The organism is Ensifer sp. LC163, from assembly GCF_001695855.1.
GTDB lineage: Bacteria > Pseudomonadota > Alphaproteobacteria > Rhizobiales > Rhizobiaceae > Ensifer.
The window spans coordinates 58,445-73,635 of record NZ_MBSS01000015.1; the positions used below are offsets into that span (position 1 = coordinate 58,445).

At 61.0% G+C, this 15,191-nt stretch carries 11 protein-coding genes and 1 pseudogene; 7 read left to right on the plus strand and 5 right to left on the minus strand.

The features are described 5' to 3' along the window. Positions 1–353: 353 nt before the first annotated feature. A complete protein-coding gene (locus tag BC360_RS15380; RefSeq protein WP_320416829.1) occupies positions 354–1,163 on the minus strand; it encodes a DeoR/GlpR family DNA-binding transcription regulator in 810 nt (269 codons plus the stop codon). Positions 1,164–1,392: 229 nt separating this feature from the next. Between BC360_RS15380 and BC360_RS15385 the strand changes: the two are divergent. The 5 genes and pseudogenes from BC360_RS15385 to BC360_RS15405 all read left to right on the plus strand — a co-directional run bounded on the left by BC360_RS15385 (position 1,393) and on the right by BC360_RS15405 (position 7,364). Continuing rightward, a pseudogene (locus tag BC360_RS15385) lies at positions 1,393–2,789 on the plus strand (NAD(P)/FAD-dependent oxidoreductase). Beyond that, entirely contained in the window at positions 2,786–4,012 is a 1,227-nt protein-coding gene (locus BC360_RS15390) for an NAD(P)/FAD-dependent oxidoreductase (protein ID WP_065795800.1), read from the plus strand. The pseudogene BC360_RS15385 and the gene BC360_RS15390 overlap by 4 nt, the downstream one beginning before the upstream one ends. Next, on the plus strand, positions 4,013–5,407 hold the full coding sequence (locus BC360_RS15395; RefSeq protein ID WP_065795801.1) for an FGGY family carbohydrate kinase: 1,395 nt from the start codon (positions 4,013–4,015) through the stop codon (positions 5,405–5,407). A 38-nt stretch (positions 5,408–5,445) separates the two neighbouring features. Next, entirely contained in the window at positions 5,446–5,805 is a 360-nt protein-coding gene (locus BC360_RS15400; protein ID WP_065795802.1) for a DUF1937 family protein, read from the plus strand. A 35-nt stretch (positions 5,806–5,840) separates the two neighbouring features. Next, entirely contained in the window at positions 5,841–7,364 is a 1,524-nt protein-coding gene (locus BC360_RS15405) for an amino acid permease (protein WP_065795803.1), read from the plus strand. Between the two features lie 189 nt (positions 7,365–7,553). Here BC360_RS15405 and BC360_RS15410 read toward each other — a convergent pair whose 3' ends face one another. Genes BC360_RS15410 through BC360_RS15420 form a run of 3 tightly spaced genes read right to left on the minus strand, consistent with a single transcriptional unit; the run spans position 7,554 to position 12,398 of the window. Further along, positions 7,554–9,095 (minus strand): SpoVR family protein, encoded by a 1,542-nt coding sequence (locus BC360_RS15410; RefSeq protein WP_065795804.1) that lies wholly within the window; start codon positions 9,093–9,095, stop codon positions 7,554–7,556. A gap of 12 nt (positions 9,096–9,107) precedes the next feature. Beyond that, a complete protein-coding gene (locus BC360_RS15415; protein WP_065795805.1) occupies positions 9,108–10,424 on the minus strand; it encodes a YeaH/YhbH family protein in 1,317 nt (438 codons plus the stop codon). A gap of 24 nt (positions 10,425–10,448) precedes the next feature. Then, on the minus strand, positions 10,449–12,398 hold the full coding sequence (locus BC360_RS15420; protein ID WP_065785879.1) for a PrkA family serine protein kinase: 1,950 nt from the start codon (positions 12,396–12,398) through the stop codon (positions 10,449–10,451). Between the two features lie 74 nt (positions 12,399–12,472). Here BC360_RS15420 and BC360_RS33155 point away from each other — a divergent pair, with 74 nt between their 5' ends. Both BC360_RS33155 and BC360_RS15430 read left to right on the plus strand, forming a co-directional pair. Further along, entirely contained in the window at positions 12,473–12,703 is a 231-nt protein-coding gene (locus tag BC360_RS33155; RefSeq protein ID WP_413813746.1) for an IS66 family transposase, read from the plus strand. Between the two features lie 395 nt (positions 12,704–13,098). Next, positions 13,099–13,896 carry a DUF1194 domain-containing protein gene (locus BC360_RS15430; protein ID WP_065785881.1) on the plus strand — a complete coding sequence of 266 codons (798 nt, stop codon included), beginning with the start codon at positions 13,099–13,101 and terminating at the stop codon, positions 13,894–13,896. A gap of 263 nt (positions 13,897–14,159) precedes the next feature. Here BC360_RS15430 and BC360_RS15435 read toward each other — a convergent pair whose 3' ends face one another. After that, positions 14,160–15,182: a LacI family DNA-binding transcriptional regulator gene (locus tag BC360_RS15435; RefSeq protein ID WP_065795820.1), complete on the minus strand. Its 1,023-nt coding sequence runs from the start codon at positions 15,180–15,182 to the stop codon at positions 14,160–14,162. Between the last annotated feature and the right edge of the window lie 9 nt (positions 15,183–15,191).

Here is a 15,191-nt window from a genome sequence, read left to right on the forward strand (position 1 = left end):
CGTCTGACTCACTGTGCCTTTGAGCGCGCAAAATTGATTAGGCGATCGGCATCGCGGATCTCATCGTGGCCAGCGGTCGATGACCGCGCTGACAGGCCGGACATATGACTGCACCGTCCGACGGAGAATTACGCGACGACAACCTTGCTAACCGGGCCGTTCCACATATGAGTCAGAGCCAAAATTGGACGCCGATATGGGGTGATTTTTGGACGCCGATTGACATCTCGACGCAGTCGCGTCAGACGGGCATTCTTGTGGATGTTCATTCGGACCCTCCCATGAGTGCTGAAGCTTGGTAACTCCAGTCTCCTCGGTTCGGTCCGAATGGACAACCTACTGAAGGCTCACACCTAGGCGACAACGATTTGCGTTCCGCCCCCCTTCAGCGCCTCAGCGAGGGCCCGGGGCGGCGCATCATCGGTGACAAGCCTGTCGATCCTGGCCCAGGGAGCAACTTCGAAAATGCCGCGTTTGCCGAACTTCGAGGCGTCTGCCAGCACCGTGACAGAATCGACCCGCTCGATCATCGCCTGCGCGACCTCCGTTACCTGCGCATCGAAATCCATCACCGCATTCTCGTCGACCGCGCCGACCGTGAGGAAGGCATGGCGGGCGCGGAACTTGCGGATCTGCTCGACCGCGAACTGGCCGAGCGATTCCCCCGCATCCGCGCCATAAGCACCGCCAATCAGGAAAACCTTGTGATCCGGATTTGCCGACAGAGTGGCGGCAATCCGCCAGGAGTTCGTTACGACGACAAGTGCTGGAAGATCCACCAGCGCCTCGGCGAGGATCAGTGTGGTCGTTCCCGTGTCGATAAAAACGGCATCACCCGGCGCAAGCAGGCTGGCCGCGGCATGGGCAATCTTGCGCTTGGCGGGTAGATTTTCTGCCATGCGCAATGCAAAGGGGCCCTCCACAGCCGGCTCGACCGAAGTGTTGGAACGCACGCGGGCACCGCCGTGAAACTTCTTCAGACGCCCCATCGCATCGAGATTGGCAAGGTCGCGTCGGATCGTTTCGCGCGACGCACCGAGCGTCTGCGCGAGGTCATCGACGCTGACTTCGCCCGCCTTATGCACGAGTTTCACAATTTTTTCGTGGCGATCCGCGGGCCTCACGGCGCCTCCTTCCGATGACGATTTCGAGCAGAAATCCACTCTATTTCCAGAATCTCTCTCCTTGTACCGTGCAATTCGGTCAAGTCAACGACCGAAACATGCCCGTCCGGTCATCACATCGAATTCCACTCGCCGCGGCACATGGCCAGCGGAAGGCCTCTCAGGCCCTACCCTGGCGGCCCTTCGCTTGCCGGCGCGCTTTACATTCGGTCATTTAGTTTATACCGTTCAGTCATTAAGTGACCGAACGGGAGACGATGTTTTGCCTATCCAGTCGCCGACTGCCGACCCTTTCGACGTTGCCATCATTGGCGCGGGCGTCGTCGGCTGCGCGGTCGCCCGCCGGTTTGCGCTTGCAGGGGCAAAGGTGGTGCTTCTCGAAAAGGGCCCTGACATCCTGTCGGGAGCGTCCAAGGCCAACAGCGCCATCCTCCACACGGGCTTCGACGCACCGCCGAACAGCCTTGAGCTGGAACTGGTTCGAGCCGGTCGGCAAGAATATCTCGAGATAAAAGACAGCCTGAACCTGCCGCTGGTAACGACGGGAGCCTTCGTCTGCGCCTGGAACGCGCAGGAGGCGGACAAGCTGGAGGCGATCGCCAGCCAGGCGCGCGACAACGGCACGGCTGATGTCTCGCTGTTCCGGGCCAGGAGGCACGGAGCGCCATGCCCTCGCTCTCCGAGCGTCTTGCCGCCGCGCTGGAGGTGCCGGGCGAACACGTCATCGACCCTTGGTCAGCGCCTCTTGCCTATCTCACCCAGGCGATCGCGCTCGGCGCGCGGTTCGTGCGCGGCGCCGAACTCCTCAAGGGGACGTTCGATGGCGCCTGGCGGCTCGACACAACTGCAGGCGAGATCGTCGCCGACACGGTGATCAACACAGCCGGGCTTTATGGCGACCTCGTCGATGACCGCCTCGGCCTCGGCGCCGGCTTCCGCATCAAGCCGCGCAAGGGTCAGTTCGTCGTGCTCGACAAGGCGGCCTGTCGTCATGTTCCCCGCATCATCCTGCCCGTGCCGACAGAGATCACCAAGGGCATCGTCGTCTGTCCGACCGCCTTCGGCAACGTGCTCGTCGGTCCGACGGCGGAAGAACAGGAAGACCGGGTGCGCGCCACGGTCGAAACCGAAACGCTCGAAACGCTTGTCCGCCGCGCGGCAGAGATCGTTCCCGCCCTTGCCGGCATTCCCGTCACCGCCGTCTATGCCGGGCTTCGGCCGGCGAGCGAAGAAAAGGGCTACCGGGTCTTCGTGCGGCCTGAAAGGCGGGCGATCACGCTCGGGGGCATCCGTTCGACCGGCCTCAGCTCGGCGCTTGGCCTTGCCCAGCATGCCTTGAAGCTTCATGCCGGCTTTGCCGGCGGCTATCGCCCGCCGGAAAACATACCGGCTATCGCGACGCCAAATCTCGCCGAATGCCGCGAACGCGACTGGCAACGCCCTGACCACGGCGAGATCGTCTGTCACTGCGAACTGGTCACGCGTCGGGAAATCGAGGCGACGTTCGAAAGCGCGGTGCCCCCCGGCGATTTCGGCGGGCTTCGCCGGCGCACGCGCGCCGGCATGGGCCGCTGTCAGGGGTTCTACTGCAACGCGCGCCTGGCGGAGATGACCAAGGGCAAGCTCGCCACACCGCTGGCCGTCGAGAAGGAGGGCAAGCAATGAGCGCGTTCGACGCAGATGTCCTCGTCGGCGGCGGCGGGCCTTCCGGCGTAGCGGCGGCAATCGAGCTTCGCCGGCAGGGCACGAAACGCGTCGTCCTGCTCGATCGCGAACCGGCACTCGGCGGCGCCACGCGCCACTGCAGCCATTCGCCCTTCGGCATGATCGAATTCGGACGGGTCTATTTCGGCGCCGCCTACGGCCGCAAGCTGACGCGGGAAGCGGAAAAGGCTGGCATCGAGATCCGTACGGGCCACTCCGTGGTCGAGCTTGCAGACGACGGCTCGCTCCTCGTCGCCTCCGGGCGCTGTCTCGAGCGGCTCACAGCGCAGCGCGTGGTCGTCACCACCGGCGCGCGGGAAAAGCCGCGCTCCGCCCGACTGATTTCCGGCGACCGGCCGATCGGCGTCGTCACCACGGGCACGTTGCAGTCCTATCTCGCCTTTCACGGGTTGCTGCCGTTCCAGCGACCGCTGATCGTCGGCTCGGAGCTCGTCTCGCTCTCGGCGGTGCTGACCTGCCTGACGCACGGCGCAAGGCCCGTTGCGATGATCGAGCCGCGCGCCCATGCGGTAGCCCGTGCACCACTCACCTGGTTCCCGACGGTGATGGGCATCCCCTTTCACCGTGGCGCCGACCTCGTCGACATCATCGGGCGCACCCGGGTCGAAGCCGTGACCATCCGCAAGCATGGCGCAACCGAGACGCTCGCGTGCGACGGCGTCCTGCTCACGGGCCAGTTCACGCCGGAATCCGCGCTGTTCCTCCAGTCGTCGATGGGCGTCGACCAAGGCAGCGCCGGACCGGTCGTCGATCAGTACGGCCGCTCGCTCAACCCGCGCTATTTTGCGGCCGGCAATGTGTTGCGCGCGGTCGAGACCGGCGGCTGGGCGTATCGCGAGGGCCGCGCCATCGCGAAAGCCGTCGCCGACGATCTTCGGCGCGAGCCCGATGCCGGCGCGGCGGTGCCCGTCACCTTCGACGCGCCGATCAAGCTCGTCGTGCCAAACATCCTGCGCCGAGCATCGGCGCCCTCGCCGGCCTTCCGGCACTTCCAACTGCGCGTGCTGCAGCGCGTGCGCGGCCGGCTCTCGCTCGAAGTCGATGGGCAGGCGGTCTGGCAGGCGGGCGGCACCTGGATGCCCGAGCGGCGGGTGCTCGTGCCCATTCCGCCGGCAGCACCACAGGCGCAGCACGTCCATTTTCGTTTCAGGGAGGAAGAGTAAATGCGGGTTGCCGCCATAGACCAGGGCACAACGTCCACCCGTTGCCTCGTCATCGAGGACGGGGGCGGGTGGAGCGTCGCCGGTACGCGCCGTCACGCTCAGCATCATCCGGCGCCGGGCTGGGTGGAGCACGACCCGGAGGAGCTGCTGCGCAATATCGAAGCCGTGCTGGCAAGCGCGGGCGCTGTCGATGCCATAGGCATCTCCAACCAGGGCGAAAGCTGCCTCGCCTGGGACGGCGAGACCGGCAAGCCGCTGTCGCCCGTCATCGTCTGGCAGGATTCGCGCACGACAGCCAATCTCGCCGCGCTGCCGCCGGCGGCGGAGGTACGGTCGAAAGCCGTCTGCGGCCTGCCGCTCGATCCATATTTTTCCGCAAGCAAGCTCGCCTGGCTGGTCAAGCACCTACCCGCCGTCGGCGCTGCCCTTGAGGCCGGCCGCCTGCGGCTCGGCACGACGGACGCCTTTTTTCTCGACCGGCTGTGCGGCACCTTCCGCACCGATCTGGCCACGGCCTCACGTACCGGCCTGCTCGATCTTTCAACCGGCAGCTGGAGCGAGGAGATGTGTGCGCTGCACGGCGTCCCGCGCCAGTGCCTGCCGGAGATTGCCGTCGTCGATGCCGGCTTCGGGCAGATCGACGGAACGCCGGTCAAAGTGTCGATCGTCGACCAGCAGGCGGCCCTCTTCGGCCATGATTGCCGTAAACCCGGCGATTGCACGATCACCTTCGGCACCGGCGCCTTCCTGCTAGCGATCGTAGGCGAACGGCGCCCGCCTCAATCCGATCTGCTGCCGACCATTGCTTGGCACCGCCGGGGCGAAGGGCCGACATTCGCGATCGAAGGCGGCGTCTATGATGCCGGCTCGGCGCTCGAATGGGCGCGCAACATCGGCCTGTTCTCGGCAATGGAGGAACTCGGCAGTTTCGAGGGGCCTTCGGCCCTCAGCCGCGGCATCGTGTTCGTGCCCGCCCTTTCCGGTCTTGCCGCTCCCTATTGGGATCGCCAGGCCGCACCGCTCTTCATCGGCATGGACCACGCGACGGACCGGCGCGACCTCGTGCGCGCGGTGCTCGAAGGAATCGCAATGCTGACGGTCGGCCTCATCGAGGCGGCCGCGAAGGTGGGCGAACTGGGGCCGAGCATCTCCATCGACGGCGGCCTCTCGCAGAGCGCCTATTTCGCCCAATTTCTCGCCTCGGCGAGCAACCGCTCGATCACGGTGGCGCCCATGCACGAGCTGACGGCCCTCGGCCTTGCAGAACTCTGCGGGGTCGATGTCAGGGGTGCGCGCACCGCGGCGAGGACGTTCCGGCCGGACGGCACGGTCGGTGCTGACGATCATCTGCGCTTTGCCCGCGCCATCGAACGGGCGCGGGCCTGGCGGCATTAACGCCGTCGCCACGCCACAAGAACAACATGGAGTTTTACATGCGAAAAATCTTTCTCGCATGCCCCTACGGGCATACGGACAAAGCCGTCGTGGAGCGGCGCTTCGACATCTCGAACGCGGTGGCTGCCCGCATCGTGCGCAACGGCGCCACCGTCTTCAGCCAAGTCTCGATGTCCCATCCGATCAACGGACATCTCGCCCATCTCGACAAGGCGGCGATCGGCACGCTCTGGGCCCCCGTCGACGCCGTGTTCATGGACGCGATGGAGGAATTGATCGTCATCGACGAGCCCGGCTGGAAGGAAAGCGCCGGGGTCGCACGCGAGATCGAGTTCTTCAAGGAGCGCAACCGCCGCGTCAGCCTCTGGAGCGAGGCACAGAGCGATTTTCCGGCGTGACCTGAAATCAACAAACCTGAAACAGGAGGGGAACTATGAACAGCAATACCCAAGCGCGGCCCGCGTCCGGGCCGTCTTCCCATCATGCAAGCCAGCACGACAGGCTGAAGCGCGACGTCACGGCATTCCAATCCTTCGCCGTCGCTTTCGGCTTCGTGTCGATCGCGACCGGCATCTTCACCGCCTATGGCGCGATGCTGTCGACGTCCGGCCCGATGGGCATTTGGACCTGGCCGGTGGTGGTCGTCGGCCAGTTGATGGTCGCCTTCATCCTCGGCTCGCTCGCAGCCCGTATCCCGGTCACAGGCTATGTCTACCAGTGGGCCTCGCGCATCTCCAACCCGGTCTTCGGCTGGATCATGGGCTGGATCAGCTTCACCTTCCTCGCCATCGTCTTGTGCGCGGTGGACTATACGATTGCCTCCACCGTGCTACCGGTCATGTTCGGCTATGAGGGCACACCCACCAACGCCTGGTGGATCACCAGCCTCGTCATCATCGCTCAGGCCGTCATGATCGCCTTCTCGACGAGGTTCACCCAGCGCTTCAACGCGATCGCGGTCACCATCCAGCTCGTCGGCATGATCGGGCTCGTGGTCCTGCTCTTCACCGTCGGCTACATCAACAACGAGCTCGATTTCGCCAACCTCTTCAGCACCGGCAACGTGCCTGGCGACGGCTACTATGCCTTCGGTGAACTGACCAAGGCCGGCCCCTGGATCATGGGAACGCTACTGGGTGCATTCACGATCGTCGGTTTCGAGTCCGCCGCCAATCTCGCCGAGGAAACACAGGAGCCGGCGCGGGTCGTGCCGAGGGCCATGTGGCAGGCGGTGCTCAGCCTCGGCATCATCGGCATGCTGTTCCTGATCGCCATCACCGCCCTTCTCGGAGATCCCACCACCGTCGGCTCTTCGGCAACCCCCATCGCCGACGTCATCTCCCGCGTTCTTGGTCCCATCGTCGGCAATTTCCTGCTCGTGCTGGTCGTCATATCGATCTTCTCGTGCGGCCTCGTCATCCTGTTGAGCGGTACCCGCCTCGTCTGGGCCATGTCGCGCGATGAGCGTTTCCCCGGCTGGCAGCTGTGGCACAAGATCAGCCCGACGCTGCACACGCCGGTCAATGCGACGATCTTCGTCGCCGCCATCGGCGAAATCATCCTCGCCCTGTTCTCGCAGCAGACAGACGCCCTGTTCTCGCTCTTCTCGGCCGCCACACTGCTTCCGGCGATCATCTATGCCGTGACGGTGCTGATGTATGCCGTCAAGCGCCATCAGCTGCCACCGAGCCAGGGCTTTTCGCTGGGCGCCTGGGAACTGCCGGTGCTCGTCCTCGCCATCGCATGGCTCACCTTCGAGCTTGCGATCTTCCGCGATGCGTCCTTCGCAAAGCCCTGGTCCTACGTCGCCATCATGTTCGCGATCGGCGCGCTGTACCTCGGTTACCTACTGGCCTCACGCGGCGCAAGCGGGCTGAAAATGCCGGAACTGATCGCCATCGACGCGATCCTCGACGCGGACCGCGGCGCCGAACTCGCTTCGACACCTGCGGAATAGATTGAGGGTTGATCGGCCGGGGCCAAATGCCATTGGCCGATCACCCGCTTCGAAAAGGGATATGAAAAAACGAAGCGACGCGGGCGAAATCGGAACGGCCGCGCATGTAAAACGCGCCGTCGGGGCATCCGCGTTGTTAACAATTGATGTCGTCTCACGAGATCTGGCAGCAGGGCCGCTCGCTTGCGGTCACGCTCCTGTGGAGGAGCATTCATAGAGGACTTTGCCGGTCGATGCGTCGATGCCTGCCAGGCTCACGTCATATCCCCAAAGCCGGCTTATATGCGCGAGAGTCGCGTCTCGATTGCTTTCCTCCAGCAAAATGCCGTTCTTGATCACGTGCTTCAATCGAAGCTGCCGATCTCCCAGCAGGTCGACATCGACCACCTGTATGTCCGGTCTATGGGCCATCGGGTCATAATTCCGAGCGAGCGCGGCACGCACGGCAGAGTAGCCCCGCTCGTCATGGATGGAAGTGACTTCACAAAATTTGTTGGCCGCGCGGTCAGAGAGACGAAACAGGCGGAATTTTCGGATCAGCGCCGGGCTCAGATATTGCAGAATGAAGGACTCGTCGCGGTGGTTCTCCCAGGCGTCGATCAGCGTGCCCATCCAGTTGCCGTTGCCGGCGATGGTGGGGAACCAGTCTCGATCCTCCTCCGTCGGCATGGTGCAGATGCGTTCGATATCCTGCATCATTGCAAAGCCCAGCGCGTAAGGGTTGAGGCCGGAGAAGCGGGAATCGTCGAAGCCCGGCTGAAAAACAACATTGGCGTGGCTTGCCAGCAACTCCAACATTGCGCCTTCACTGATCTTGCCCTGATCGAACAGTCTATTGATAATGGAATAGTGGACGAAGGTCGCGCATCCCTCGTTCATCACTTTGGTCTGACCTTGCGGGTAGAAATATTGCGCGATAACGCGAATAATCCTCAAGATTTCGCGCTGCCACGGCTCAAGGATCAGACTGTGCTTCTCGAGGAAGTAGAGCAGGTTCTCCTCGGGTAGGCTAAGCACCTTCTTTCGTTCCAAGGCCTCGCGCTTCGCCTCCTCGATACCGGAGCTTCCGCCTGCCGTCGGCAGCGTCCGCCATAAATCGCTATAGGTCTGTTCTTCGTATTCCAGCCGCTCCCGGGCCCGCTCCCTCTCCTTTTCCGATGAGAGCCGGGGGGGACGGCGATAGTGGAATATGCCGTGATCCTGCAGGGCATGCGCCGAATCGAGAATCTCCTCCACCGCGTTGAGACCATGCCGCTCCTCGCATTTGGCGATGTATTTCTTGGCGAAGTCCATGTAGCCGAGGATCGCGCCGGCATCCGTCCACTGGCGGAAGAGATAGTTGTTCTTGAAGAAGTGATTGTGGCCGAAGGCCGCATGCGCGGTGACCAGCGTCTGCATCGGCATCGTGTTTTCTTCCATGAGATAGGTGATGCAGGGATTGGAGTTGATCACGAGTTCATAGGCCAGCCCGCGATAGCCTTTTTGATAGAGTTGGCTTTCGAAAACGAAGCGTTTGCCAAACGACCAGTGCTGATACATCAGCGGCATGCCGATGGACGAATAGGCGTCGAGCATCTGTTCGGAGGAGATGATCTCGATCTGGTTCGGATAGACGTCCAGCCCCATCTCACCGATCGCAATCGCCTCGATCGCATCATAGGCGCGGGAAAGCGTCGCGAAGTTCCATTCGGAACCGTCGAACAGCAGGGTGGAGGCTGGCCGTCTTGCCATTCGATTGTCCCCTCACCTGCGCAGCTGAACGGGTTGATGCCGGGCAAAGAGTTTGCGGAAGACGGGGTAGATGTCGGCGGGCCTTGCAACGCGCGTCATCTGGAAATTCGGTACCGCACTGTCGACCTTGCGGTAGGCGCGCCAGAGCGAGGTGCCGTTGTCCGTCGACCCGAAGATCTCGCTTTCGCGCTCGTCTATGATCTCGACATAGGCGTAATACTGGCACAGACGCATGAGCGATTCCCGCAGAAGCTCGGCGCACCGCTCCGAGTCGCCGTTGGCATTGTCGCCGTCGGAGGCCTGGGCCGCATATATGTTCCAGAGATTGGAGGGATAGCGGTCCTCGATGACCCGCAGCATTTCCTCAAGCGCCGTGGAAACGATCGTGCCGCCGCTCTGCTTGCTGAAAAAAAACGTCTCCTCGTCAACTTCCCGCGCCTCGTCCGTGTGGCGGATGAACACGATGTCGATCCGCTCGTAACGACGCTTGAGAAACAGGTGCAAGAGAACGAAGAAGCGCTTGGCAAGATCCTTCTCGCGCTCACCCATTGAGGCGGAGACGTCCATCAGGCAGAACATCACCGCGCTCGCATTCGGCAAAGGCTGACGTTCGAAACGGTTGAACCGCACGTCGACGGGATCGACATAGGCGATACGCCGCCGCCGCCGTTCGATCACTTCCAGTTCTTCGCGCAGGTGCGAGAGGCTGTGGCGCTGCTGCGGGGATGGCTGCTCCTCCCTTTCCAACGCCGCGATCTCGTCGGCAAGCGCCTGAAATTCCTTCTCGCTCGGGCGACGCAGGGCCATGCGGCGCCCGAAGCTGTTGCGCATCGTTCGTCCGACATTGATGTTGCTGGGCGTGCCCACCGTCGAGAAACCGACGCGATGGGACTTGTAGCTGACGGTTTCCCGCAGGCTCAGCTTCACCATATCCGGAAGCTCCAGATCTTCGAAGAAAAGATCGAGCACTTCCTCGCGCGACAGCGCGAAGAGAAAGTCGTCCGTGTTTTCGCCCCGTCCGGGGCCGGCGCGCCCTCCACCAGCGCCTGTTTCCGGCTTCCTAAGTCGGTCTCCCGGCGAAAAGGTCTCGTTTCCGGGCAGGACATAGTGCCGCTCGCCGCTGGTCCTCGAATGCTGGAAACTGGGCTCGTCCGCACCACGCTTCGGGATCGGAACGCCGTGGGCGGCGTCCACATCGGTGATCCTGTCCGACTTTATCTGATCCCTTATCGTCCGCTTCAATTCCTCATGGACCCGCCTCAAAAAGCGCTGCCTGTTGCCGAGACTCCTGTCCTTAGGGTTAAGCCGGCGATCGATGAAATTCGGCATGTGCCCACCCCCGCTTCCGCATCGTCAACCGGCCTTGTTGACCCGCATGTACCAGTCAACGAGCCGCCGGACCTGACGCTCGGTGTAGCCCCGTTCGGTCATGCGTTCAACGAATTCAGCGTGTTGCTTCTCGGTCGCGCTGTCCTTCTTCGAGCCGAAGCTGATGACCGGTAAAAGGTCCTCGACCTGGCCGAACATGCGCTTCTCGATCACTTCCCGGAGCTTTTCGTAACTTGTCCAGGCGGGGTTGCGCCCGTTGTTCCTGGCGCGGGCACGCAGGGTGAACTTTACGACTTCGTTGCGGAAATCCTTGGGGTTTGCGATCCCGGCAGGCTTTTCGATCTGCGACAGCTCGCTGTCGAGAATCTCGCGATTGAGGATCTGACCCGTATCAGGATCCTTGAAGTCCTGATCCTCGAGCCAGGCATCCGCGTAAGAGATGTAACGGTCGAACAGGTTCTGACCATATTCGCTGTAGGATTCGAGATAGGCCTTCTGGATCTCGTGACCGATGAACTCGGCATAACGGGCGGCGAGTTCCGACCGGATGAAATCGAGATAGTTCGCTTCGGCCTCCTTGGGAAACTGCTCGCGCCGGATAGCCTGTTCCAGGATATACATCAGATGAACCGGATCGGCCGCGACCTCCTTGGTGTCGTAGTTGAAGGTCTCCGACAGCACCTTGAAGGCGAAGCGGGTGCTGACGCCGGTCATGCCCTCATCGACGCCCGCGGCATCGCGGTACTCCTGCAGGGACTTCGTCTTGGGATCGGTATCCTTCAGGTTTTCGCCATCATAGACCCGCATCTTCGTATAGGTCGGAGAGTTCTCGTGCAGGGCGAGGCGCGTCGCCACCGTGAAGCGGCTAAGGTTCTCCAGTACCTCGGGCGCGCAGGGGCTCTCGGCCAATTCGCTCTCGCGAAGCAGCTTTTCATAGATCAGCCGTTCCTCCGTGACACGCAGGCAATAGGGAACCTTGACGACCAGAATCCGGTCGAGAAAGGCCTCGTTGTTCTTGTTGTGCTTGAATTGCAGCCATTCGGACTCGTTGGAATGGGCAAGTACGATGCCGTGGTAGGGGAAGGCGCCGAAGTTCTCCGTGCCGTTGTAGCTTCCTTCCTGCGTGGCGGTGAGCAGTGGATGCAGAACCTTGATCGGCGCCTTGAACATTTCGACGAATTCGAGCAGCCCCTGCGTGGTCCTGTTGAGCCCGCCGCTAAAGGAATAGGCGTCGGGATCGGCCTGGCTGAAATTCTCGAGCTGGCGGATATCGACCTTGCCGACCAGCGCGGAAATGTCCTGGTTGTTCTCGTCGCCCGGTTCCGTCTTGGCGATGGCGATCTGGCGCAGCCGCGAGGGCATGAGCTTGACGACGCTGAATTTCGAAATGTCGCCGCCGATTTCGTCCAGCCGCTTGGTCGCCCAAGGCGATACCAGGTCGGTGAGCCGCCTCTTCGCAATTCCGTATTTGTCTTCGAGCAGATCTCCCATACGGTCGCGGCTGAACAGGCCAAGGGGCGATTCAAAGACGGGGCTTATCTTGCCGTCGATGGCCAACGTGTAGATCGGCTGCTGCTCCATCAGCTTCTTGAGACGTTCGGCAAGCGACGACTTGCCACCACCCACCGGCCCCAAGAGGTAAAGGATCTGCTTGCGTTCCTCGAGCCCCTGAGCGGCATATCGGAAATATCCGACGATCCGCTCGATTGTATCCTCCATTCCATAGAAGTCCGAGAAGGAGGGGTAGATCTTGATGGTGCGGTTAGCGAAAATCCGGCCGAGGCGCTCATCCGCGCTCGTGTCGATCAACTTCGGCTCGCCGATGGCAGCCACCATGCGCTCCGGCGCCGTCGCATACATGTTCCTGTCGTCGCGGCAGGCGAGGAGATATTCCTGTAGACTTAACTCCTCGTGTGCTCCGCTCGCGTAAATTTTTGAAAAAAGGTCGAAAACATCGCCATCACTAACTCTCATGGAACTCTCCCGCAGTCGCCGGAAGTCACGCGCTTCTCCTACGGCCACATCTTTTCAACGAAATTGAGCCGCGTTTGTTCCCTGTATTTTTTCACAAAAGGGCGCGTGCCCAGCATTTTCTGCCGGAGTGCCTTGGTTTTCTGTATGCCGACGCCCATGCGGGCTTCGACAAGCTCTATGAGAGCAATGTGATCACCGGCAAGATGTGTCTGACCCAGGTGGCGTGTTGGGCCTATGCACGCCGCGATCTCGTAACCAATTCCTTCGGAACCGCTCACCGGCAGCCGAAAGGGCATTGGGTCTGAACTCCGACCGGCAAGAGCGAATTCGCCAAGGCGATCCGCTATATGACCTCCCGATGGAGGGCCCTCACGATTTACACCAAAGACGGGCGCCTACAGCGCCGCGCATCTATTTAGACGCGCAAAGGTCGCTGTAACAGTTTGAGTTGCTGCATAATTTTGTCCTTAAATCGATTCCGATTTAAGGAATTATGCAGTGGAGATGAGCGGGCGGTCACCATCGAAAACCTGGTGGAGCAGAAAAGCTTAGCTTGCAAGGCAGCTATCGAAACCGATCTCGAACTCCAGGTTCTAAAGGCGGGAGGAATGATTCCGCTTGTTATAGCTAGGCCGATCTCAACGGAGCCAACAACACCTGGTAAAAATGTTTTCTCTGACGCACCGGGCTTCCTATCGCGATGAAACGGCAATGCGCGCTTCTTGTCTGCTTTGGCCTTCTGGGGGGCAGCACGCCCGCCCAACTTTCTCCATTCGGCGTCGATCTTGAGCTGGTTCTTGCGGTTGATGTCTCCTACTCAATGGACATCGACGAACAACGAACTCAACGTCAGGGCTATGTGAGTGCATTTCTCCAGCCTGAACTCGTCAATGCAATACGGAGCGGACCTGTCGGCAAAATCGCAGTGACATACGTTGAGTGGGGTGGCTCGGCTGTCCAGATCATACCCTGGACGCTAATCGACGGCCCCAGCACCGCGGGTCAATTCGCAGATGCTCTGCGCCAGCAACCGATGAGGAGGATATCGTTCACCTCGATTTCCAACACGCTGGCGTTTTCACGAAGCCTCTTTCTAATTAACCCGTTCCAGGGAATGCGACGCGTGATCGACATATCGGGAGATGGGCCGAACAACGCCGGTGTGCCGGCGCCCGTTGCCCGTAATTCGACTGTCGCCCAAGGCATCGTGATTGATGGACTGCCCATCATGTTGACGCGCCAGGATTCCGCATCGATTCCGGACCTCGACGCTTATTATGAGAATTGTGTGATCGGTGGAGATGGGGCCTTTCTGTTGAAAGTCTCAGATCCTGGCGACTTTGCGGAGGCTATTCTCAGCAAGCTCATCGTCGAGATACTTGGACCGAGCGTGAGCAACCTGAGGCAGTTCGAGCCACTATTGCAACGCGTCGACGACCGAGCAGACTACAATTGCTTTGTGGGCGAAGAAATGCAGGAGCGCCGCATAGGACAATAGCTCTGTGCGCAGAGATGTCTGCTGAGGTTCAAGGGCCGATGTCTCAATCCGCTCGCCTTGACGGGATTCGTACCAAAGTTCTGGTTGCAGAGACCGTTAAATAGACAGTCTCGTTAATTAACAAAAAGACCATTTCGATTAATAATCGCCGAGGCACTCGGCGGCGATCCTGTCGACGATTCAAATGGCAACCCGATTCAAAGCGCGCCTTGGCCATCATACTCGTCACGCAGGCACGCGGATGCGCACTTGGCATCCCTCAATCACAGATTCTCCTTGAGCAGGACCTCAATACGGATTTTTTCCTGTGACGCGATGGGTTCGCGCTCGTCGGTGCGCGCGCGCATGATGCGGATAGCGCTGCGCACTGCGTGCCCGGGGTCCTGTGCGATAATTGTATCGATTTGGTCGTTGCGGAGAGCTTCTTCGCTGAAGGGCGTGCGCTCGTGGACAACAATGACGATCCTTCGCGCGTCAGTATGTTGCCTGATCGCAGTGACAGGCACGCGGCTTTCCGGACTCATGATATACGCCGCGTTGATATCCGGATTATGTTCCAGGACTTGCCGTATGATCGCCGCGGCCCGGCGTTCATCCCCATAAGTCTCAAGCGACGGGAGGTTTGTCAGGCCAGGGAACTGTTGATTAATAATACTGTCAAAGCCGCGACGGCGCTCGATACTGTCCCGCGCCACCATCGTTTCCGCAACGATCATCACCTTGCCGACTTCCCTGCCGAGGAAACGGCCGATAATCTTGCCCGCTGTTGCACCAGCCGCGAAGTTGTCGACACCAACAAAGTCCGCGGTTTCCAACTTTTCCTGCCCGGACAGAAACTGAACCAGGTGAATGCCCCGCAACATCAGCCGGCCGAGCGCGTCGCGAACCTGTGGTGACTCAGGCGCCATGACGGCGACGCCGTCCACCGCTTCGTGTTCGATCGAAGCCAGATGGCGTGAAAGCTGATGCGGATCATCCGTTGGAATTTGATCCACGGTTACTTCTGTCAGCTCGGATTTGAGCGTCTGACTGGCCTCCCGGACACATTGTAGCAACTCCAGAAGATATTGATCGCCTTTGCTTGGGAGAACGAAGCGAAAGCGATAGAGCTTGTTGCGGGCCAGGACAACGGCCGCTGGATTGCGAACGAAGCCAATTCTTTCAATGGCTTCGTGCACTTTTTGCGCGGCTTTAGCACTGACATTCGGCCGTTCGTTCAGCACTCGATCAACAGTCGCCAAACTCACTCCGGCTGCTTCCGCCAGGTCTTTCGCCGTCGGTCGCATCATCTTTCT